We start from the raw sequence: 23302 nt of genomic DNA, 5'->3' as shown, positions 1-23302 counted from the left end.
GATATCCCGTTTGGCGAACTGCTGCTGTCGGTGATAAGCCTGGCAGTCGCGGCGGTACCTGAAGGCTTACCGGCGATCATCTCGATCATTCTTTCGCTCGGCGTGCAGGCGATGGCGCGCTCCAAAGCCATTATCCGCAAGCTACCCACCGTGGAAACGCTGGGCGCGATGTCGGTGATTTGTTCGGATAAAACCGGCACGCTGACCATGAACGAAATGACCGTCAAAGCCGTGATCCTGGCGGATAACATCTGGACGGTGGAAGGCAACAGTTACGAACCTATGGGCAGCTTCACGATTGCCGGTTCGGCGTCGTCGCTGCCTGCGGATTCTTCGCCTTTGCTGACTCAGTTCCTGCGTACCGTCGATATCAGTAACGACAGTACGCTCAAACAGGATGCTCAGGGTCACTGGGGGATTACCGGTGGCCCGACCGAAGGGGCACTGAAAGTGCTGGCGGCCAAAGCGCATTTGCCGGAGCTGGCGTTCAATCTCAGCAGTAAAATTCCGTTTGATTCGCTCTACAAATATATGGCGGTGGCGGGCGAGAAAAACGGTGAGTCGCAGATCATGCTCACCGGTGCGCCGGATGTGTTGCTCAAACTCTGCCAGTTCCAGCAGACGCCGCAAGGTGCGGTGCCACTGGATCATGCGTACTGGGAGTCGGCGATCACGCAATATGCCAGCGAAGGGCTGCGCATGGTGGCCGCGGCCTGGAAGCCTGTCGATCAGCCGGTTGCAGCACTCGATCATCCTGAACTCAGTCACGGTATGGTACTGATCGGCATTGCGGGCATGATGGATCCGCCGCGTCCGGAGGCGATTGTGGCGATTGGCGAATGTCAGCAGGCGGGGATACGCGTCAAGATGATCACCGGCGACCATCAGGAAACGGCGATGGCGATCGGTAAAATGCTCGGGATCGGTAACAGCGAAAATTCCATCACCGGTTATGAGCTGGAACATATGGATGACGCGCAGCTGAGAACGGCGGCCGTTCAGTTCGATATTTTTGCCCGTACCAGCCCGGAGCATAAACTGCGTCTGGTAAAAGCGTTGCAGGAGACCGGTGAAATTGTCGGGATGACCGGCGACGGCGTGAACGACGCGCCTGCGTTGAAACAGGCCAACGTCGGGATTGCCATGGGCATTAAAGGCACCGAGGTGACCAAAGAATCCGCTGATATGATCCTGGTGGATGACAACTTTGCCACTATCGCTAACGCGGTCAGGGAAGGGCGGCGCGTTTACGATAACCTGAAGAAAACTATTCTGTTTATTATGCCGACCAACCTGGCGCAGGGGTTGCTGATTATCATCGCCATTCTGATGGGGAATCTGCTGCCGTTAACGCCGGTGCAAATTTTGTGGATGAACATGGCAACGTCCGCCACGCTCTCCTTCGGCCTGGCATTTGAGAAAGCGGAAAGCCGTGTAATGCGTCGTCCGCCGCGCAATGTCAGCGCACACGTCATGGATAAATACGCCATCTGGCGTGTGGCCTTTGTCGGGCTGCTGATTTCAATCAGCGCCTTCATGCTGGAAGCCTGGTTGCAACCGCGCGGTTATGAACCTGAATTCATCCGTACGGTGCTGTTGCAGACGCTGGTGACCGCGCAGTGGGTGTACATGATTAACTGCCGCGATTCGGATAACTTCTCACTCAACCGCGGTTTGCTGCAAAACAAAGGGATCTGGATTGTCACCGTGGTGCTGTTCGCGCTGCAGGCGATCATTATCTACGTTCCGCTGATGAACACGCTGTTCGGCACGCGACCGCTGCCGTTCTTCTACTGGATCATTGGTCTGCTGATCGGTATCGCGCTCTTCGTGATTGTCGAGATAGAAAAAGTACTGACCCGCAGCTGGCGGAAAGCGAGTTAACAAACCGCATGGTCATCAGATATCCTCTGCTAAACCTGAAACCAGCCGAAAGGCTGGTTTTTTTTGCCCGGATTAAGGCATTTACTTTCCCAATGGATATCCTTTTGGAAAAAAAATTTTACATATTCCTGCACCCTGTCTGACAGATGAATAGCGTAAAGGGAAATCTCTCTCTTTTGATACGTAAATGTTACGAAAAGCGGGAGTTAAAATAAGAATACTCTTGGTCACATTATTGGATAAAAAACAAATCAGGGGTGAGGATTGTTTCGAATTAAAGCAATAAGACTATTTTCACATCGTGTAAGAATACTCTGAGGTATGGCCTGATGAATTACAAATGTTAATTTACAAGCATAAATGTATATAAAAAACCAATAGATCAGTTTCACATAATAAGTTTTTCCGAAAATCACTCAATTCTTATGTTTTCATGTTTATTATCGGTAAATAAATGAAACTTAAATCACCTTAAAAAAAGAGAAATATTCTGTTTTAACGTAAACTTTTAGGTGAATTATTCTGCGGATGAAACACATTCTATGGGGTGGATTGTTAATGAGACTATTCTTAGTTTCTTGTTGAAATATATCAAAAATCGTCGTGTTCTTCACATTTTATAGGTGTTTTTCGGAATTTATTAGGAATCTGCCTAGTAGAAATTGATGGATTTAACGATAAGAATGTGTAAATCGATCGGTTAAACCTATTGTTGGTTGCAGTTATGAGCGAGAAAAACGATTTGAAGAGTTTCCGCTGCGTATTACTCTACATACGGCTACTGAAAAGATTTAAATAGGATATAGAAAGAATTTAAATATTCATTTTCCGTATATCTCTCTGAGAGTGCTTTATTCTTTCCCGGTTTCACGGGGCAGAGTTCAAGCGTTTTTAAAACCTCACAATTAGGCGGTTCAATGCCTCGGGTAATAATTTGGAGTGAGTGCCAGTATACAAAATTGGCGTTGAAAGAAATAATCTCCAGTAAGTTACCTTACGTTAATGAAGTCATTTCTTATGACCACGGCGATGAGGTGAACTTGTATGCAAAAGATTATCTGATCATTGATCCATCAGGCGGCGGGTTCCACAGGTGTTATGAGTTTTTGCGAGAAAATCTGAGCGTATTGGACCCGGAAAGGATCCTTATAATGTCCTCTGCGGTCGATATGTTGATGCTTGAACTTTTGCTTAAGAAAGAATTTAAGTTTCTTAAGAAAAAAAACGAATTGCCTGTCGTCGTGGCTTCAGTAGAACAGTTTATCCAGCTTCAGGGCACGACGCTTAACAAGGAGGCTTTCAATTACAATATAACCAGGATGGAAGAGAAGGTTTTAGTGATGATGATGTCAGGTCTGTCGGTGACAAGCATTTCCAATATTCTCAAACTCAGTGTCAAGACGGTAAGTGTACATAAGTGCAATTCCTTAAGAAAAATAGGCGTTGACGCCAACAGCAGTTCAGCATTGTTTTTTTTGCATAAACACGCAGTGGGAAACAGAATTGGCAGTTAAATTGGCAACACCAGGGAACCCTTTCATTCAGAAAACGACAGAACCCCTCGGGCCAGAAAGATTTGTTCAGTCTTTTTGGTTTAATAAAGAGAATATTAAGTAATGTATTGGTGAACAGGACGTTACTCACCAGTTGCAAATTTAATATAGATCTACCCGCGTTAATCACCCTTAGTATGTCGGTGAGGATTAACTGCGTTAAATATTAGCTTGGTGATGTTTTGGCAAATTGGTGGCCGTAAACCAGGGGCGGTAGCATAGCCAAAAAACAGTGAGTTATGTTTGTATTAAAAATGTATGAAATTTACTCTTCGGATTATTTCATAGAAATTAACAGCATCAGTGCTTGACTCTGCGTCAGAAAATGTCATGTATTTTATTAATCACTAAAACATTCTATGCCTGACTCATGCAGCTAACGCATTATTATTCATCAACATAAAATTCTTTCAGGCAATTGCGTGAGGGAAGATTATTATCGTTAATTGTTGTGAGGTGCATATGACATTTCTCACCAGGAACCTTTGGTCAAATTTATTACTCGCTTTATCAGATTTTCTTAGCTTCACCCTTTCTCTGTATTTGGCTAAAGGGATACTGAGTCAGGTCATGACGAATTTTGAGCAACGGATCCCCGCTGCACAGACTTCCGGCTGGATTGTGCTGCACAGCTTATTAGCCATTTGCTGTGTGGCGTGGTTTCACCTGCGACTAAGACATTATTACTATCGCAAAACATTCTGGTTTGAACTGAAAGAAATCCTGCGCACTCTGCTTATTTTTGCACTTATCGAAATCGCCGTTATCGCCTTCGCTAAATGGTATTTCTCTCGTTATCTCTGGGTACTGACCTGGACTCTTGTACTTATTCTGGTGCCATTTGCACGAATGATGACCAAGCGTGTGCTGGATTCTCTCGGGCTTTGGGAACGTGATGCAATCATTATTGGCAGCGGCAATAATGCGCGTGAAGGGTATAACGCCATTAAAAGTGACAGAAACCTCGGGCTACGGGTTCTCAAATTTATTTCCAGTGAACACGGTGACCAGCCCGGAGATACGATAGAAGGCGTGCCGGTTATGCCTTCGGACGAAAACTGGGTACGCACTAATGTCGATAAAAAGACGCAGTTTATCGTGGCCGTAGAGTCGCATCAGAGCAACATCCGAAATGCATGGTTGCGGGTATTTATGATTAATGGATACCGGTCCGTTTCTGTCATTCCCACGCTTCGCGGTATGCCGCTGGATAACACCGATATGTCATTTATATTCAGCCAGGAAGTGATGATTTTCCGCGTGCATCAGAACCTGGCTAAGTGCTCCTCGCGGTTGGCGAAACGCTTATTCGATATCGTCGGTTCGCTGGCGATCATCATGCTGCTGTCGCCGCTGCTGCTCTTCATCAGCCATAAAGTGAGAAAAGATGGCGGGCCCGCAATTTATGGTCATGAGCGTATTGGTCAAAATGGTAAACCCTTTAAATGTCTGAAATTCCGCTCGATGATAATTAACTCGAAGGATGTGCTGGAAGAGTTGCTGGAAAATAATGCAGAAGCGCGACATGAATGGGACCTGACGTTCAAGCTGAAATATGACCCGCGCATAACGGCTATCGGCCATTTTCTGCGCCGGACCAGTCTTGATGAGTTGCCGCAGCTCTTTAACGTTTTAAAAGGGGAAATGAGCCTGGTAGGGCCGCGTCCTGTTGTTAGTGCAGAACTGGAGCGTTATTGCGATGAAGTTGAATATTACCTGCTCAGTAAACCGGGAATGACCGGGCTTTGGCAGGTGAGCGGACGCAGTGAAGTCGATTACTCAACCCGTGTTTACCTTGATGCCTGGTATGTCAAAAACTGGTCAATGTGGAATGACATCGCCATTTTATTTAAAACCGTGAGTGTTGTGCTCCGAAGGGAGGGGGCTTATTAGACTGATAACTACAATCTCGTGATGATTTTTTAATAAATTACTCTGCACCAGATGTCTTTATAAGACATAAGTTCGTCAACTAAATACATGTGAAAAATAATTTTTAATACTTTCCTGACCTCAGTTATTCATACCGTATAAAACGGATTGAAGCGCTCCGGCATGAAAGTGTTTTGATGCTTTTGTTAATATCTACACACAGGAATGAGAAACTGCGACTGCCAGATTGGGAATAGGGATTCTCTCTGATAGGCAGATATTAAACCTGAAATACAGATGATGTGAAATAATGAAAAATAGATTTTTGAATATTTCTCTGATGATAACCGTGTTGGGGTTATTAAGTGGATGCACCCTTGTTCCCGGACAGAGTTTAAAAACAGCAGGGAAAGAAGTCGTTGAACAACCCGGTAATCATTATGATATCGATAAGCTGGTTAATATTTATCCCCTGACACCAGCACTCATTGATAATTTACGACCGCAATCAGTGATAGCCCGCCCTAATCCGCAGTTAGATCAGCAACTTAAAGATTATGAATATCATATCGGTATCGGCGACGTACTGATGGTGACCGTCTGGGACCATCCTGAACTGACGACACCAGCAGGTCAGTACCGAAGTGCCAGTGATACCGGTAACTGGGTTAATTCAGACGGTACGATTTTCTATCCCTATATTGGTAAATTAAAAGTTACCGGCAAAACGGTCACCCAGGTTCGTCAGGAAATCAGTACCCGTCTGGCCGCTTATATTGAAAGCCCGCAAGTTGACGTCAGTATTGCCGCGTTCCGTTCGCAAAAAATTTATACCACCGGGGAAGTTATAAAATCCGGTCAGCAACCCGTCACTAATATTCCTCTTACTGTCATTGACGCCATCAATGCGGCAGGGGGATTAGCGCCGGATGCGGACTGGCGTAACGTTGTGCTGAACCATAAAGGTCAGAATACGCAGATTTCTCTGCATGCTCTGATGCAGAAAGGCGATCTGACACAGAACCGCTTGCTGTATCCCGGTGACATTCTGTTCGTACCGCGTAACGACGATCTTAAAGTGTTTGTGATGGGAGAAGTCACTAAACAAAGCACATTGAAAATGGATCGCAGCGGAATGACGCTGGCTGAAGCGCTGGGTAACTCAGACGGTATCTCACAAAGTATGTCAGATGCCTCCGGGATATTTGTCATTCGTCCGCTTAAAGGCAGCAATAAAAGCAAAATCGCCGACATCTATCAGTTAAATGCGAAAGATGCCTCAGCGATGGTGATGAGCACTGAATTTCAGCTGCAACCTTACGATATCGTTTATGTCACAACGGCGCCGCTGGTTCGCTGGAATCGTGTGATATCTCAGATAGTCCCGACCATTGCGGGTGTGCATGACATGATTGAAGGCACACGTTACATCAACCAGTGGAACTAACCATGTTCTCTTCAGTGCTTGTAGTGTGCACCGGCAATATATGCCGCTCGCCAATGGCCGAACGGATCATGAAGCAATATCTTCCTGAAAAAATGATCCGTTCCGCTGGACTGATGGCCATGGTCAATCACCCGGCTGATGATAATGCTGTGATTATTTCCGGGCGCCACGGAGTGTCGTTAGAAGGGCATAAAGGCACGCAGTTTCGGTCTTCGATGGCCGGCGAGTTCGACCTTATTTTGGTGATGGAAAATAGCCACCTGGAACACATCAGCAAAATGGCTCCTCAGGCCAGAGGCAAAATCATGCTACTGGGACACTGGTCAGAACATCGGGAAATTCCGGATCCCTACCGCAAAAGCCAGGAAGCCTTCGAATCCGTTTATCAGCTTATTGATCAGGCCTGTCAACGCTGGGCACAGAAGCTCACCGCCTAATCTCTCAGGAAATCATCGCATGTCATCAGCTATTTCTAAAAAAACTGCAACACCAGACTCTGACGAAATCGATTTGGGACGCCTTTATGGGGAAATTCTCGATCACCGTAAACTGATTATTATTCTGACCATGGTTATCACCCTGTTGGCTGTTACTTATGCCTTATTCGCCACACCTGTTTACCAGGCAACAGCGATGATACAGATTGAACAAAAAAAGGGTAACGCTATCCTCGACAGCATTAGCCAGATGTTACCGGATTCTCAGCCTGTTTCAGAACCTGAGATTGCATTGTTGCAATCCAGAATGATCTTAGGCAAAACCGTTGATGATCTTAATTTACAGGCTGTGATTACTCAGAATTACTTTCCGATATTTGGGCGAGGCTGGGCAAGGATGACCGGCGAGATCCCGGGAAAACTGAGCATCAGTCGTCTGTATATCCCTAAAACCAGTAATGATGTGCCGAACATTACGCTGACAGTTATTGATAAACACCGTTTCCAGATCGAAGGTGATGATTTCAAACTGGTTGGAGAAGTGGGGACCTTAATTACACAACATGGCATTGCTCTGAACGTCCGGAGTATGGATGCTGATCCCGGAACACAATTCACGGTCAACTATATAACGCGATTAGAGGCTATCAACGGTTTAAACAATGCGCTTACTGTCGACGAACAAGGTAAAGATACGGGGATCCTTAATCTGTCATTTAATAGTGATGACAGGGCGCTGGCAACGTCAGTCCTTAATGATATTAGCCAAAACTATCTGAACCAGAATATTGCCCGTCAGGCTGCGCAAGATGCGAAAAGCCTGGAGTTTTTGAATCAGCAGTTACCGCTTGTACGCAGCGAACTGAACGATGCTGAGGATAAACTTAATGTGTACCGCCGCCAGAAAGATTCGGTTGATCTATCACTTGAAGCGAAATCAGTACTTGAGCAAATCGTTAATGTAGACAGCCAGCTGAATGAACTGACGTTTCGCGAGGCTGAGATTTCGCAGCTTTATACTAAAAGCCACCCGACGTATAAGGCCCTGATGGAAAAACGTCAGACCTTGGTGCATGAGCGAGATAGTCTAAATAAACGTGTGACGGCAATGCCGGCAACTCAACAAGAAGTAGAGCGTTTGAGTAGGGATGTGGACTCTGGCCGGGCTATTTATATGCAGTTGCTCAATCGTCAGCAAGAACTCAGTATCGCCAAATCCAGTGCAATCGGTAATGTTCGTATTATCGATAACGCAATAACACAACCTAAACCGGTGAAACCAAGAAAAACCCTGGTGGTTTTGATCGGTATTGTTGCGGGTCTGTTTGTTTCTTTTTCACTCGTTTTACTGAAAGTTTTTGTGCGCCGTGGAATTGAATCTCCGGAGCAGCTGGAAGAAGTTGGCGTCAGCGTTTATGCCAGTGTCCCGCTTTCAGAGTGGTTAAATAAGAAAAATAAACCAGAGAGAACAAATAGAAGTGGGGGGAGGAAAAGGCAGTCTGAAATCAAATTCCTGGCAGTAGAAAACCCAGCAGACTTAGCCATTGAAGCCATCCGTAGTCTGCGAACGAGCTTGCATTTTGCCATGATGGAAGCAAGAAATAATATTTTGATGATCTCCGGTTCAACCCAAAACGCGGGTAAAACATTTATTGCCAGTAACCTGGCAGCGGTCATTGCGCAGTCAGGAAAAAAAGTCCTGTTTATTGATGCAGACATGCGAAAAGGGTATTCACATAAACTTTTCAGATTTACAGGAGAACAGGGGTTGTCGGATATTCTTTCCGGAAAAATAAATATTAACGAGATAGAGAAACATGTACCGGAGATCGGCATTGATTTCATCCCAAGAGGAAAGTTACCGCCTAACCCTTCAGAATTACTGATGCATAAACGCTTAAGTTCAATGCTTGATTGGGCTTCAGATAACTATGATTTGGTTATTATCGATACACCGCCTGTTTTAGCCGTAACAGATGCAGCCATTATCGGTCGTTGCGCCGGCACATCATTGCTGGTTGCTCGTTATGGAACAAACACGGTTAAAGAAGTAGAGGTCAGTATCAGGCGTTTTGAGCAAGTGGGTGTGCAAATAAAAGGTTGCATTCTCAATGGCGTGCTTAAAAAGGCGAGTAGCTACTATGGTTACGGTTATAGTCAATATGATTACTCTTACGCCGATAACAAAGAAAAATAGATTTTAGATCCCCGTCTGGGAGACAGGTTTTTCAGACGGAATACTCATCATTAAATAAATGACCCTGTTAATAAATATGCAGCACCTTTGAAGAAATGGGAAGTAAAATGAAAATAATGATATTCAACACATTGTATTTTCCCTACAGAATTGGTGGCGCCGAAGTTTCCGTTCAGCTCCTTGCCGAAGAACTCGCGCTGCAAGGACATATAGTGAGAGTGGTGAGTCTTACGGAAGGGAATGAAAGGGAAGCGACTATGCTTAATGGAGTTGAGATCATTAAGTTACCGTTATCCAATGTCTATTGGCCATTTTCCAAAGAAAATAAAAGCTTTTTAAAGAAGGCAATCTGGCATCTGTTTGATTATTTAAATGTGAAAATGTATTTTAAGGTTTTAAAAGAAATAAAAGCATTTGCCCCTGACATTGTTCATACAAATAATATATCAGGATTTTCAGTGCTTTTGTGGAAGGCTGTAAAAAAATGCAAGGTCAGACTCATACATACCTCAAGAGACTATTATCTTTTTCATCCTAATAGCACAATGTTTAGTCATGGTAAGACGATGAATATAAAAGATAAAAGTATTATATTTTGGTCTGCAATAAAGAAAATATATGGCCGAAATGTTGATGAGTATGTCGGCATTAGTCAATTTATCCAAAAGCAACATCATGATAACGCCTTTTTCAAAAAAGCGGGTCATCATGTTATTTACAATGCTGTCTCAAAAATAGAGTCAGATAAAGTTAAAGCTATCAAAAGAATAGGGTTTATTGGCAGGCTATCAACAGAAAAAGGGTTTGATATCTTCTGTAATGTAGCGGGGAAGTATAAAAGAAAATATTCATTCTTTGCTGCCGGTAACTTCGTCAATAATGAAGATCAGAAATCATTAATTGAGTTGGCAAATAAATCTGATGTGACCCTGAAAGGTTTTATGAAACTGGCCGATTTTCTGAATCAGGTTGATGCTGTCGTTCTTCCTGTCAGATGGAATGAACCCTTTGGGCGTACTGTGGTTGAATGCGTACTGGCTGATAAATTGGTTCTCACTAACCCGGTTGGGGCAATGACAGAGTTATCCATGCTCCTGCCTAACATCATTATTACCGATAATATTGAACGTGACTTCGACGATAAAATAGCAACCGCTGAGATAAAAGCCATCGATTCTTCACTTATTGAGCGGTTTAAACCCAGGGAAATAGCTGACCAATATCTCCGTGTATATAACGGCAAATCGGGTGCGTAAAATGACAATGAAGGGGTTAGAGAAAAATCTCATTGGACTAACATTATTACTTTTTATCGTTTTTGAGTGCTTTGCAGGACCACTTCGGATGGTTTTTCATATGGCCGGTGCGGAGTTTTTATTTTCCATACCGAAGCTCTTTATTTTACTGACCCAGGCCTGCGCGATAATATTGGTTTTGTATTATAGAAAAGTAACTGTAAATGGAATAATTGCTTCAGTAACTATTTTCTATTTGATTTTTATAAGCATGATATCATCTCAACCAGCAGCAATATTTGTCGGTATTTGGGCTGTTCTTCCTCTGTTTCTGGGTTATCACGGGGCAAGAATAATCATGTCAAGTATTAAAGAGAAAAAAACAAACCGTATAATAGTATTTATCTTTCTATTGTCATGCTTAAGTGTTATTTGTAACGTGTTTTTCAACTACCCCTGGTATAATGTTTCATATGAAATTGCCGGGATGGACGTGTCTTCATCTCAGATAGGCAGCAGCGGTGGCTATACAAGATACGCAGGTTTTTTTAAGAGTTCTTTACAGGCATCCGCCAACGTATTAATTCTTCTTCTATATATTGTCTCAACCAGCAAAAGTAAAACCTTAATTATCATTTCGTTTGTTTTTAGTGCGCTAGTGGCTTTGTTAACCATATCCAAAACAATTTTTTTACTCCATATTATTCTTCTCCTCTACATTCTGGTGAAAGTTATCCCTGTCAAAGTTATATGGCGAATTACATTATCCTGTGCATTTATGTTTGCAGTATTTACGATAGGAAGCACTAACTATCATTTTAATGTAAGCAAGGATCCGATGCAGGTTATGCTATTAGCATCGTTGAATGATCGGCTGACTAATACCTGGCCTGAAGGTGTCAAGACTATCATCAATAATGGAAACCTTTTCTTTGGTGGTGGAGTAGGAACGATTGGAGTGGGTTCAAAATTAGGTACAGGTGCCTATAATCCGGGTGATAGTATGTATCTTTATCTTATTGGTTCTGGTGGTTATCTGTTGGGATTAATTTTATTATCTTGGGCTTTTTATCAATCTACTGTATTTAATAATGGGAATGCTTGCAGGTATTTATCATTGTTGCTGATAGTTTTATGTTTATTTGGATTATCAATGACGGCTCCGGAGTATCCATTTATGGCACTTTCCATGGGTTTTTTGATCAATTCAAGAGTCTATAAAGCATGTTAGAAATGCTGATTGAAATGAATGGGGATAAGAATGGCAAGAATAATTTTTGATGCACGCTGGATTGGTGAGCATGGGATCGGACGATTCGCAAATGAAGTATCGGCACGCAATAAGGGATTTCTAAAAATAAAAAATGGTTTGAAACCAACAAGTCCTTTTGATGTTTTTTTTATCACTTTATATTTGGCATTCAAACGTGGGGTATACTTTTCACCGGGATATAACTGTCCGTTATTATTTTTAAACAGAAGTGTCATTACTATTCACGACTTGAATCATATAGATATAGAACACAATAGTAGTTTTCTTAAGAAGATATATTATGAATTAGTGATGAAAAGAGCTTGTAAGAAATCGCTTAAAGTTCTGACAGTGTCGAATTTTTCAAAAAGAAGAATTTGTGAATGGGCAGGAATAAGTAGTTCCAGGGTTCTGGTGGTTGGGAATGGTGTGTCGGAGGAGTTTCTAAATAAAGAGACTAATGTAACTAATTCTGATGGGGAATATATTTTAGTTGTAAGTAATAGAAAGAAACATAAAAATGAATCGAGAATATTGTCAGCTTTTCATATGGCTAACATTCCGCCATCAGTAAAATTAGTTTTCACAGGGGATCCGGATGAAAGCCTTGAGAATGAAATAGAACGTAAAAACTTGCAGGATAGAGTTATTTTTAAAGGGCGCGTAGGGAACAGCGAACTGGCATCATTATACAAAGAATCACTTTTTTTATTATTTCCATCACTTTACGAAGGTTTTGGTCTTCCTGTCATTGAAGCAATGTCCAGTGGTACCGCGGTGATAACGTCCTCGACGACCTCTTTACCAGAGGTCGCAGGTGATGCAGCAATCCTTGTGGATCCTGAAAACACTGAGGAGATTGCGCTGGCAATAGGCAACCTTTATTACAATCCAGATTTGAAAAAGGAACTAATAGAAAAAGGTTTCATTCAGGCAAAAAAATTTACCTGGGAAAAAACGGCTGGTCTGATAACGAATTGTTTGAATAACTTAAAAAAGTAAACTGCACCTCATAGCCTATTTTAGTAAGGTTGATAATGAACAGGATAATGCTTTATATAAAAATGTGTTGTGTGTTGATATTGATTCACTCGTCATACGGAATGTGTACAATTATCGGAGCAGGAACGCACTTTCAAGGTTATCGTGGAGAAAGCAGTATCTATTTAGAAAAAATTAAAGATATGGGTTTTGTATCATTTCGTGAGGACTATTCCTGGTCAAACGTTGAAAGAACTAAAGGCATTTTTTCAGTAAGTGATAATATAAAAAAAACTGACGCTGCATTTTTAAATGCCCAGATTAACGGTCTCAGTCCTATCTTGATCCTTGATTATGGAAATAAATTGTATAACAACGGTGATTATCCACGAAATCAGGAGTCGATTGATGATTTCGTTAGATATGCAAGTTGGGTTGCGTCAAGATTTAAGGGGAAAGTTAAATATTACGAAATCTGGAATGAATGGACTATTGGTACTGGAATGACCCGTTATCGTGACAATATACCTTCTGCTGAGGTCTATTTTAATCTCGTTAAGGCAACCAGCAAGGCAATAAAAAGTATCGATCCGAATACAATAATCTTAGCTGGCGGATTCAACCCCCTGGAACAAAGAGCCAAATATCTGAATATTACGGATGTAGTTTGGTTTGAGCAGTTACTAAAATTGGGGATTCTGGATTATGCCGATGGGATTTCAATCCACACTTATTCGTATCTGAATGGTCGCCGGGACTTAAGAACGACAAAAGGTAATTTAGATTTTATTGATGAGTTTTACGCTGATAGCCAAAAAATAGCAGGGAAGGATTTTCCTGTATATATTACTGAAATTGGGGTGACAAATTATACCGGACCTGGGGGGATGAGCCAGCAAGAATCGGCCGATTATATAAAAAATTATATTGAGGATGCAAAGTCTCGTTCATACATAAAAGGTGTCTGGATTTATGACCTCATTGATGATGGCAAAGACAAGAGCAAGAGGGATTATAATTTTGGCCTTCTGAATAATGATCTCTCGCCCAAGTTAGTCGCTCCTGTCATTACTGAGTTACTTAATAAAGATAATCACAAATGATGGTGAAGGTTATAATTTATTATTAATTAGTATTTATGTAATTAATTAATGAGAGTAAAGAGGTTATATGAGGATTTTGTTTTTTGTATATAAATTTCCTGTGCTTTCTGAGACGTTTATCCTCAACCAAATAGCGTATTTCATTAACAAGGGTTGCGACGTAAGCATCGTTTCCGTTTTTCCCGGTGAGCTGGATGCTAAACACCATGTTATCAAAAAATTTAATTTGATAAATAAAACGCGATATTTACTTGAACGAGAACCAAAAGGTAAGATCTCCAGGGTTTTAGCGCGGCTTAAAGGACTGCTCCCTTGTGTTCTTTCCTCTTGTGCTATTAAGAGTATGAATGTCTCTAAATATGGATATTATGCCAAAACCTTAATGCTTCCGTATATATTGTCAAAAAATAAGCCTCCCTTAGAGGCTGATATTATTGTCTCTCACTTTGGTACCACCGCGGTATTGGCAAATCAACTGAGGAAGCTTGGTTTTCTTAAAGGTAAATTAGCTGCAGTGTTTCATGGTAATGACATTTCAAAAGCTCGTACTCTTGATGTTTTTAAGGATGATTATGAAAATCTTTTTGATAATGCGGAATTCATCCTGCCAGTAAGTCAGTTATGGGCTAATAAAATCAAAGCCGTTTCAGGTCATGAGAAAAATATTCATGTTGTCAGGATGGGGATCAGTGTTGACAAATTCTCGTTTCGACCCCGATCCGTTTTGGGTAATCCCATTCGCTTACTCTCTATCGCAAGGCTTACAGAGAAAAAAGGGATATCAGTTGCCATCACTGCATGTTCTTTTTTGAAGAAAAGAAATATTCATTTTCGTTACACCATTATCGGTGATGGTCCGTTACGCAATGACCTTGAGTTGCAGGTTTCTGAACTTGAATTGAACGAGCAGGTGATCTTCTCAGGCGCGCAGACGCAGGAAACTGTTACTGACTACTTAAATATCTCGGATATTTTTTTATTACCTTCAGTGACAGCCGCGGATGGCGATATGGAAGGAATACCGGTGGCATTGATGGAGGCCATGGCTATGGGTATCCCGGTAATTTCAACTTTTCACAGCGGGATCCCTGAATTGATAGAAAATGGAATATCTGGATTTCTGGTCAAAGAACATGATGCCGAAGGTATTGCAAACATCGTCGAAGACATTATAAAAGACCCCAGTGTTTTAACTGATATTTGTCAGAATGCAAAAATGAAAATTGACAATGAATATGATCAGGATAAATCATATTCAAGAATGCTTACTATTCTATCGAATCAGCCATTAAATATTAATCGGTGATAAATTGAAAATTTACTATTATAAATCTGCGCATGGGAATTTTGGGGACGACCTTAACGCATGGATCTGGGATGCATTGCTTCCCGGCTTTTTTGATGATAACGAAAATGTCAGGGTATCAGGGATTGGCACCATTATTACTTCTGCCATGCCTCCGGCTAAAAAATGGATAGTCTTCTCGAGTGGTGTCGGTTATGGCTACCCGCCAGTCAACTTTGGCGACAGCTCCTGGGAAACACTCTGCGTTCGGGGTCCGCTCAGTGCTGAGATTTTAGGATTGCCGAAAGATAAATTTATTACTGATGGCGCTGCCCTTTTAAACACGCTAGCTGAGTTTCAACCACTCTCAGATGCTGAACGCAAAGGGGTAATTTTTGTTCCTCATCATCACGCGCTTGTCACCGGGCAATGGGAAAAGGTGTGCCAGCAGGCTGGGATTGAGTTCGTGAATCCTCAATCGGATGCAAAGACGGTTATCCAAAAAATCAGACATGCAAAACTGGTGCTGGCGGATGCTATGCATGCGGCCATTATTGCTGACGCTCTGCGCGTACCCTGGGTTCCCTTAATTACTTCCTCACAGATCAATACATTCAAATGGTTAGACTGGACTCAGACCATAAATACCCCCTACCGGCCAACTGTTCTGGGAAGCAGTTCCCTGCGAGAGTATTTACGCGATAAATCTCTGTGTACCTATGGAGAAAAGTATTTCTTACCTAATTCAGATGTAGAGTTCGCTGTTAAATATTTCAGAAAACAGCGAGAGCTAAAGAACAAAAAGTGGTGGGAGAAGTATCAGCAGTTAACTCAGTTAGCGTTGCATCGAATTCCAAACAAAGCTATCAGGACAGTTGAAGAGCGTTTTAATCTGAATTTGAATAACAGATTTATTGACCAGGCATCCAGCGTGCTTCTTGATGCGAAGTCCAGACCGGGTTTTCTAAGCGAAGATTTTAAATTTACCAATAATGTAGAGCGCTTATTAAACGGCATCGACAGGCTTTCAAAATGCAAATGATATTCTAAGGACGCTAAATTGAATGCTCAAGCGAGAAACCAGAAGCCGAGTATAATTTCAGGCGCTATCTGGTCTGTTCTGGATAATACAGTTTCACAAGTCATAACATTTATTATATTCATAATATTAGCGAAGTTGCTGACACCCAGTATATACGGCATGCTCAGTGTATCTTTGCTTGTTACGCAGTTTTTTCGCAATGTTATATTCGATAGTATTGCGACATCGATCGTGAGAATGAAATCACCGGCACCTGTAGACTATAATTCTGCATTTTTTTTATGTTTCTCTTTATCTGTACCCGCATTCTTGATTGTTTTCTTTTCCGCCCCGTTTATTGAGGCGTACATGAAAGTACCGGAGCTGGCCAATGTCATCCGGGGAACAGGCATTATTATTGTCGTCAGCGGATTGAGCCGGACACACGAAGCCTGGTTAACGCATAATATGATGTTCCGCCCTTTAGCGATAAGGTCAATCTGCTCTATCTCTATCGGGGGGGCTGTCGGAGTGGTGCTTGCCTGTAAAGGGTATGCTGTTACGAGTCTGGTGGCACAGCAAGTTGTCACTTCACTGATCTCTCTGGTCGTGCTGTGGGTGACGACACCCTGGAAGCCAAAAATGAAGATTTCGAAGGATTCCATTCGCGAGTCTGTAGGGTTTTCTAAGCATGTGGCACTGAGCAATATTACTAACTTCGCCAATCAAAATAGTGATGTTTTCTTTATTACCTACTTTCTTGGAACAGCGGGTGCCGGTGTTTATTCAGCGGGTAAACGCATCGTAAACACCCTGAACACCGTTCTCTCATCCGCATTAATGCGGGTTTCATTACCCGCATTTACCCGATATAAAAATGATTTAAATGAATTTGGTAAAAAGTATCTGCAAGCAACCTATTTTACCGTTCTGGTAACAGCGCCTGCTTTTGTTGGTCTTAGTGCATTATCTCATGATATTACTTTTCTGCTGCTGGGACAGAAATGGATGCCATCTGTACCCATAATGCAAATTGTCAGTGCTGTAGGGTTTGTTACATCGATTGGATATTACAATCATTCCGTCATGTTTGCCCGTGATAAACCTGAATGGCAAGCCAGATTAACACTGCTTTATGCAATAAGTAATGTTTTGGCATTCTATATTTTTGTTCGATATGGTTTGATTGCCACTGCACTGGTATTTTCCATCCGTACAATACTTCTTTACCCTGTTTCCGCATGGTGTGCATTAACACTCTTAAATTTAACATTTAGACAATACATAAGAGAGATTATTGTTCCCATTATATGCGCCGGGGGCATGTGTATGATTCTGATGGGTATGCAGGAGTTTACATTATTAAATGAATCCTGGGCTGGAATAGCAATAAAAATTGCCATTGGTGCGATGTCCTATTTTATTCTTATTTTTACTATCACTTCTAAGAGTAAAAAAGCAATGATACTTTCACTAGCGGGAAAGATATTTAAGAGGGGGTAGATGATTTTATGGAAACTCAATCAGCATTAGTTAGCATACTTATTCCTCTTTTCAACTCTGAAAGGTATATCAGGAAGGCCCTGGAGTCTGTGGCCTCTCAAACCTATTCTAATATAGAAGTGGTTATTGTCGATGATTTTTCAAACGATTTTTCAGTGGCAATTGTTGAGAGTTTTTTTATTGAGCACGCTCATATTCGCCATAGCATATCTCATAATGTTAAAAATGAAGGAGTTTCTTTCACAAGGAATAAGTTAGTAGAGCATGCAAAGGGGGATTTCATTTGTTTTTTAGATTCTGATGACTACTTTGAGCATGATGCAATAAGTTATTTAATGGACATTGTAGTAAGTAATAATACGGATATAGGTCAGTGCTTATACTACTCTGAAACACCTGATGGTATCCAAAACGGTACCGTAAATCAATTTACTCCCAATAAGATTCTGAAGGGAAAAGATGCTGTTTTTTCTATGCTGGAGAATGAAATAACAGGTTTCCTTTGGCATAAAATATTCAAACGGGATCTTTTCCGGAATGTTCATTTTGACACTACGTTACCCGTTTTTGAAGACTATCTTGTCATTATGAAGATGTTTCTCAATGGTGCTGACATCTCATTTGGCAGTGAACCCAAGTATCATTATGTACAGCATGTTTCCTCATTGACAAAAAAATCCTACCGAAAAGCACTAGACAGACTGCAATACCTGGAAATGACAAAGTCACTGGTAAAGCCTTTAATTTTCTCAGAATCAGACAAACTGAGGATAATAAAGCATGAGTATATTGTGGCTTTGATGGTTTTTATTAATGCAATTAAATTTGGTGCTCCTGTAAATGAAGTTACAGAAATCCAAAAACGCATCAATGTTTCATGTTTATTCAGGTTAAAACCTCAGCTTAATTATAAAAAATTTTACTCAATACTCATGATTAGAATTTCTCCGGCATTGCTCTATTTTGCCCTTAAAACGGTTTTTAGAATCAAAGCATAAATAATTCGAAATTTGTCTGTGCTCATTCTGAATGATAATTCAGTTATTCCACTGTGCACTGAATTGTTTTTTTTAATGATTGAATCTTATCTCACTTTTTTCCTGAGACGAATATTATGATCCTTCCAGTAATCATGGCTGGCGGTACCGGTAGCCGTTTGTGGCCGATGTCTCGTGAGCTTTATCCAAAACAATTTCTTCGTCTTCATGGCGATAATTCAATGTTGCAGGAAACTGTCAGCCGTTTAAAAGGGCTGGATGTTTCTGTGCCACTGGTTATTTGTAATGAAGAGCATCGTTTTCTCGTTGCCGAACAACTGCGGCAAATAAATCAGCTCAAAGATAATATTATCCTCGAGCCTGTCGGGCGCAATACGGCGCCTGCGATTACGCTGGCTGCGCTCAGTGCTATCGACAACGGTGTAGACCCGCTTTTGCTGGTGCTGGCTGCCGACCATGTTATCGAGTCTCCTGTGGCCTTTCACCAGGCCGTACAGAGTGCTATTCCGTTCGCGGAACAGGGGAAGCTGGTGACCTTCGGTATCGTGCCGACTGGTCCGGAAACCGGATACGGATATATACAACGGGGGATGGAATTAAGCACCGTTACCGATCCTGCTTTTCGGGTGCAGCGTTTTGTCGAGAAGCCGGATCTTGCTACCGCGATGCAATATCTGGAAAGCGGTGAGTATTACTGGAACAGCGGTATGTTTTTGTTCCGTGCGAAGCGTTTTCTGCAAGAGATGACGAAATTCAGGCCGGACATTGTTGATGCCTGTCTTAAAGCGATTGAAACCTCACAGGCCGATGAGCAGCAAGATTTTATTCGTGTTGATAAAGAATCATTCATTTCCTGTCCCGATGAGTCTGTTGATTATGCGGTGATGGAAAAAACCACTGATGCGATTGTCGTTCCGTTAGATGCGGGCTGGAATGATGTGGGTTCCTGGTCGGCTCTTTGGGAAGTGAATAATAAAAGCATCGAGGGTAATGCTCTCAGTGGCGACGTATTTACTCATAATGCGACGAATTGTTATATCAATACTGACGAGAAATTGGTGGCCGCTATTGGTGTAGACAATCTGGTGATTGTTAATACTAAAGATGCCGTTTTAGTGATTGATAAAAACCAGGTGCAGGACGTTAAAAAAGTCGTTGAATATCTAAAAAGTCATAAGCGTCGGGAATATCGCGTACATCGCGAATCTTATCGTCCATGGGGTCGGAACGATAATATTGTGACGGCGCCCCGTTATCATGTGAATCGAATAACGGTAAAACCAGGCGGACAGTTCTCATTACAAATGCACCATCACCGGGCTGAACACTGGGTCATTCTTTCAGGTACAGCCAGAGTTATTCTTGAGGATAAAGATTATCTGCTAACTGAAAATGAATCCACATTTATACCCATTGGTGCTCATCACAGATTAGAGAATCCCGGGAAAATACCTCTTGAACTTCTGGAAATACAATCAGGCTCATATCTGGAAGATGACGATATTATTCGTATAAAAGATCACTATGGTCGCTGTTAATTTTGGGGTGAAATATGTCAGATACATTATCTTGCTTTAAAGCGTACGATATTCGCGGTGAATTAGGTGTTGACTTAAACGAAGATATTGCTTATCGCATAGGACGAGCTTACGGCGAATATTTAAAGCCGAAGAAAATGGTATTAGGCGGTGATGTTCGTTTAACCAGTGAAGCATTGAAACTTGCTCTGGCGAAGGGTTTACAGGATGCGGGTACTGATGTTGTTGATATTGGCGTGACCGGCACGGAAGAAATCTATTTTGCGACTTCTTATCTCAGCCTTGATGGTGGTATTGAAGTCACCGCCAGCCATAATCCAATGAATTACAACGGCATGAAACTGGTTCGCCAGGACTCCCGTCCAATCAGTGGTGATTCCGGTTTACGCGAGATTCAGGCGCTGGCCGAAGCTAATAATTTCGCACCAGCAGAAAAGGCCATACGTGGCACTTATGAAAAAGCCTCTGTGCTTGATGCGTATGTTGATAAGTTGCTCAGCTATATCAATATTGAGAATTTCTCGCGTCCGTTAAAACTGGTGTTTAACTCCGGTAATGGCGCAGCCGGTCACGTTGTTGATGCTATCGAGCAGCGTTTTATTGCCGCCGGAGCACGGGTAGAATTTATCAAAATTCACCACGAGGCCGACGGCACATTCCCTAACGGTATCCCTAACCCGTTATTGCCTGAGTGCCGCCAGGACACTACCGATGCCATCATTAAACACCAGGCAGATATGGGGATCGCGTTTGATGGTGATTTTGACAGGTGTTTTCTGTTTGATGATGCCGGTAATTTCATCGAAGGGTATTACATAGTGGGTCTGCTGGCCGACGCGTTCCTCGAGAAATATCCCAGCTCGCGTATCATTCATGACCCGCGTCTGAGCTGGAATACCATTGATATTGTCACCGGTGCGGGCGGAGTGCCTGTGATGTCTAAAACCGGTCATGCTTTTATTAAAGAGCGTATGCGTCAGGAAGATGCGGTCTATGGCGGCGAGATGAGCGCCCATCATTACTTCCGCGATTTCTATTATTGTGACAGTGGCATGATCCCCTGGTTGCTGGTCGCTGAATTACTGCATGTTAAAGGTAAGTCCCTGAGGCAACTGGTTAATGACCGGATCACCGCTTACCCTGCTTCAGGTGAAATAAACAGTTACCTGCAAAAGCCGAAAGAGTCTATTGACCGTGTATTAGCGATGTATGAAGGAGAGGCGTTGAACATCGACCATACGGACGGAATAAGTCTGGAGTTTGATGAGTGGCGTTTCAATCTCCGTAGTTCTAATACTGAACCGGTTGTTCGACTGAATGTGGAATCCCGTGCTAATACAAAATTAATGCAGGAACAAACCAGGAAAATCCTTTCCATTCTTCGTAGCATGTAATTATTGAAAATATCTTATTTAAGTGAGTGGTAATAACTCGCCATGGGTTTATTTTGCCCATTTTAATTTTATAAGGTTTAGATTATGTCACATAATGTGAGTGTGGGGATTGTTGCTGACTGGCTGGTGACATTTGCCGGGTCCGAAAAAGTCATTGCTGAATTTATTAAATTATACCCGGACGCTGATATCTATTCTGTTGTTGATTTTCTTTCTGATGAATCCCGCAAAAAATTCTACGGTAAAGAAGCGACGACCTCTTTTATTCAGCGCTTACCTTTTGCTAAAAAGAAATATCAGCAATATCTGCCTTTAATGCCGCTGGCTATCGAACAACTTGATGTGACCGGGCATGACATAGTGCTTTCCAGCAGTCATGCGGTCGCCAAGGGCGTGCTGACCGGTCCTGACCAGTTGCACATCAGCTATGTGCATTCTCCGATCCGCTATGCCTGGGATTTTCAGCACCAGTATCTGCGTGAGGCAGGGCTGAATAAGGGGCTGAAAGGCAATCTTGCCCGTTGGTTCCTGCATAAAATCAGGATGTGGGATTACCGGACGGCTAATGGGGTGGATCATTTTATTGCCAATTCCCAGTTTATTGCCCGCCGGATTAAGAAAGTCTATGGCCGTGACGCGGATGTTATTTATCCACCTGTCGATGTAGAGCGTTTTACGTTGCAGGAGAACAAAGAGGATTTCTATTTTACCGCTTCGCGCATGGTGCCCTATAAACGTATCTATTTGATTGTGGAAGCATTCAGTCAGATGCCGGATAAGAAGCTGGTGGTGATCGGTGACGGCTCTGAAATGGGCAAAATTAAGGCCAAAGCGGGCAGTAACATTGAAATACTGGGCTATCAGCCTGACGATGTGATGCAAGACTATATGCGACGCGCAAAGGCTTTTGTTTTCGCTGCGGAAGAAGATTTTGGGATCACGCCTGTCGAAGCGCAGGCCAGCGGAACGCCGGTTATTGCCTTTGGCAAAGGTGGCGTTCTGGAGACCATCAGACCTTACGGTGAAAAGCATGCAACAGGGGTCTTTTTCGCTGAACAAACAGCGGCGTCCCTGATAAAGGCCGTGCGTCACTTCGATACCATTAAGGACTCAATTCTCCCTCTGGACTGTCGTGAAAATGCATTAAAGTTTTCCGGGGAAAGATTTCATAATGAACTGGACGAATATATCAAAACAAAATGGCATGATTTTAATGAACGTAAACGCATCGTTTATTAATATTCTCAATACTGAATCTGCCATTGATGGTTTGCATACAAATCATCCTCACTTGCGTATTCATCATAAAAAGCAGTGTCAGCGGCTGAAATTGTACGGATAACGCCCGTCGATCTTTTTGAATCACTACGAAAAAGCCGGAGAATGCGCTGACATTCTCCGGCTTTTTTATTGGGCAAAACCGGAAAGCAAAAAACCAGCCGTTAGGCTGGTTTCTTTAAATAGGGTGCCCGGACTCGGACTAACGCCGCAGGCGTTTGAACAACGGCTTTGCCGTTGGCCCGCAGGGCGAGCCTGCTAAGGCGAGTCATCGAACGAAGTTCGATGGAGAGTCCGTACCGCTGAAAGCAAAAAACCAGCCGT

17 protein-coding genes are annotated in these 23302 nt (G+C 42.5%); all 17 read left to right on the top strand.

Translation table 11 applies throughout. The annotated features are described in order from the left end of the window. A partial coding sequence (locus UC15_RS23595; protein WP_112291412.1) for an HAD-IC family P-type ATPase occupies nucleotides 1-1884 on the top strand: 1884 nt, incomplete at its 5' end. Between the two features lie 959 nt (nucleotides 1885-2843). Next, the gene (locus tag UC15_RS23590) at nucleotides 2844-3398 is read left to right on the top strand and encodes a helix-turn-helix transcriptional regulator (protein WP_232829975.1); all 555 of its coding nucleotides are present in this window, start codon (nucleotides 2844-2846) and stop codon (nucleotides 3396-3398) included. A gap of 501 nt (nucleotides 3399-3899) precedes the next feature. Next, the gene (gene wbaP, locus UC15_RS23585; RefSeq protein WP_112291409.1) at nucleotides 3900-5330 is read left to right on the top strand and encodes an undecaprenyl-phosphate galactose phosphotransferase WbaP; all 1431 of its coding nucleotides are present in this window, start codon (nucleotides 3900-3902) and stop codon (nucleotides 5328-5330) included. Nucleotides 5331-5619: 289 nt separating this feature from the next. Then, entirely contained in the window at nucleotides 5620-6756 is a 1137-nt protein-coding gene (locus tag UC15_RS23580) for a polysaccharide export protein (RefSeq protein WP_112291407.1), read from the top strand. Nucleotides 6757-6758: 2 nt separating this feature from the next. Then, on the top strand, nucleotides 6759-7193 hold the full coding sequence (locus UC15_RS23575; RefSeq protein ID WP_112291405.1) for a low molecular weight protein-tyrosine-phosphatase: 435 nt from the start codon (nucleotides 6759-6761) through the stop codon (nucleotides 7191-7193). A 19-nt stretch (nucleotides 7194-7212) separates the two neighbouring features. Then, the gene (locus UC15_RS23570) at nucleotides 7213-9390 is read left to right on the top strand and encodes a polysaccharide biosynthesis tyrosine autokinase (protein WP_112291403.1); all 2178 of its coding nucleotides are present in this window, start codon (nucleotides 7213-7215) and stop codon (nucleotides 9388-9390) included. Between the two features lie 107 nt (nucleotides 9391-9497). Next, nucleotides 9498-10646, top strand: a complete 1149-nt coding sequence (locus tag UC15_RS23565; RefSeq protein ID WP_198659758.1) for a glycosyltransferase family 4 protein — start codon at nucleotides 9498-9500, stop codon at nucleotides 10644-10646. Next, nucleotides 10639-11856, top strand: a complete 1218-nt coding sequence (locus UC15_RS23560) for a hypothetical protein (RefSeq protein ID WP_157961028.1) — start codon at nucleotides 10639-10641, stop codon at nucleotides 11854-11856. Before UC15_RS23565 ends, UC15_RS23560 begins: the two co-directional genes overlap by 8 nt. A gap of 30 nt (nucleotides 11857-11886) precedes the next feature. Then, nucleotides 11887-12879, top strand: a complete 993-nt coding sequence (locus tag UC15_RS23555) for a glycosyltransferase family 1 protein (RefSeq protein WP_232829974.1) — start codon at nucleotides 11887-11889, stop codon at nucleotides 12877-12879. Nucleotides 12880-12926: 47 nt separating this feature from the next. Beyond that, the gene (locus UC15_RS23550; RefSeq protein ID WP_157961027.1) at nucleotides 12927-13961 is read left to right on the top strand and encodes a cellulase family glycosylhydrolase; all 1035 of its coding nucleotides are present in this window, start codon (nucleotides 12927-12929) and stop codon (nucleotides 13959-13961) included. Between the two features lie 67 nt (nucleotides 13962-14028). Further along, nucleotides 14029-15267, top strand: coding sequence for a glycosyltransferase (locus UC15_RS23545; protein WP_112291395.1), 1239 nt, complete (start codon nucleotides 14029-14031; stop codon nucleotides 15265-15267). Nucleotides 15268-15271: 4 nt separating this feature from the next. Then, the gene (locus tag UC15_RS23540) at nucleotides 15272-16288 is read left to right on the top strand and encodes a polysaccharide pyruvyl transferase family protein (RefSeq protein WP_112291393.1); all 1017 of its coding nucleotides are present in this window, start codon (nucleotides 15272-15274) and stop codon (nucleotides 16286-16288) included. A gap of 18 nt (nucleotides 16289-16306) precedes the next feature. Further along, nucleotides 16307-17770 (top strand): lipopolysaccharide biosynthesis protein, encoded by a 1464-nt coding sequence (locus UC15_RS23535; protein ID WP_112291391.1) that lies wholly within the window; start codon nucleotides 16307-16309, stop codon nucleotides 17768-17770. Nucleotides 17771-17778: 8 nt separating this feature from the next. Further along, entirely contained in the window at nucleotides 17779-18768 is a 990-nt protein-coding gene (locus tag UC15_RS23530) for a glycosyltransferase family 2 protein (protein ID WP_112291389.1), read from the top strand. A 116-nt stretch (nucleotides 18769-18884) separates the two neighbouring features. Continuing rightward, on the top strand, nucleotides 18885-20306 hold the full coding sequence (locus UC15_RS23525) for a mannose-1-phosphate guanylyltransferase/mannose-6-phosphate isomerase (RefSeq protein WP_112291387.1): 1422 nt from the start codon (nucleotides 18885-18887) through the stop codon (nucleotides 20304-20306). A gap of 14 nt (nucleotides 20307-20320) precedes the next feature. Continuing rightward, nucleotides 20321-21700, top strand: coding sequence for a phosphomannomutase CpsG (gene cpsG, locus UC15_RS23520; protein WP_112291385.1), 1380 nt, complete (start codon nucleotides 20321-20323; stop codon nucleotides 21698-21700). An 84-nt stretch (nucleotides 21701-21784) separates the two neighbouring features. Further along, nucleotides 21785-22939 carry a glycosyltransferase family 4 protein gene (locus UC15_RS23515; RefSeq protein WP_112291383.1) on the top strand — a complete coding sequence of 385 codons (1155 nt, stop codon included), beginning with the start codon at nucleotides 21785-21787 and terminating at the stop codon, nucleotides 22937-22939. Nucleotides 22940-23302 lie beyond the last annotated feature (363 nt).

The sequence above is a fragment of the Rahnella sp. AN3-3W3 genome, from assembly GCF_003263545.1.
In the GTDB taxonomy this organism is placed as follows: domain Bacteria; phylum Pseudomonadota; class Gammaproteobacteria; order Enterobacterales; family Enterobacteriaceae; genus Rahnella; species Rahnella variigena.
This window is presented reverse-complemented; position numbering and strand designations above follow the sequence as displayed.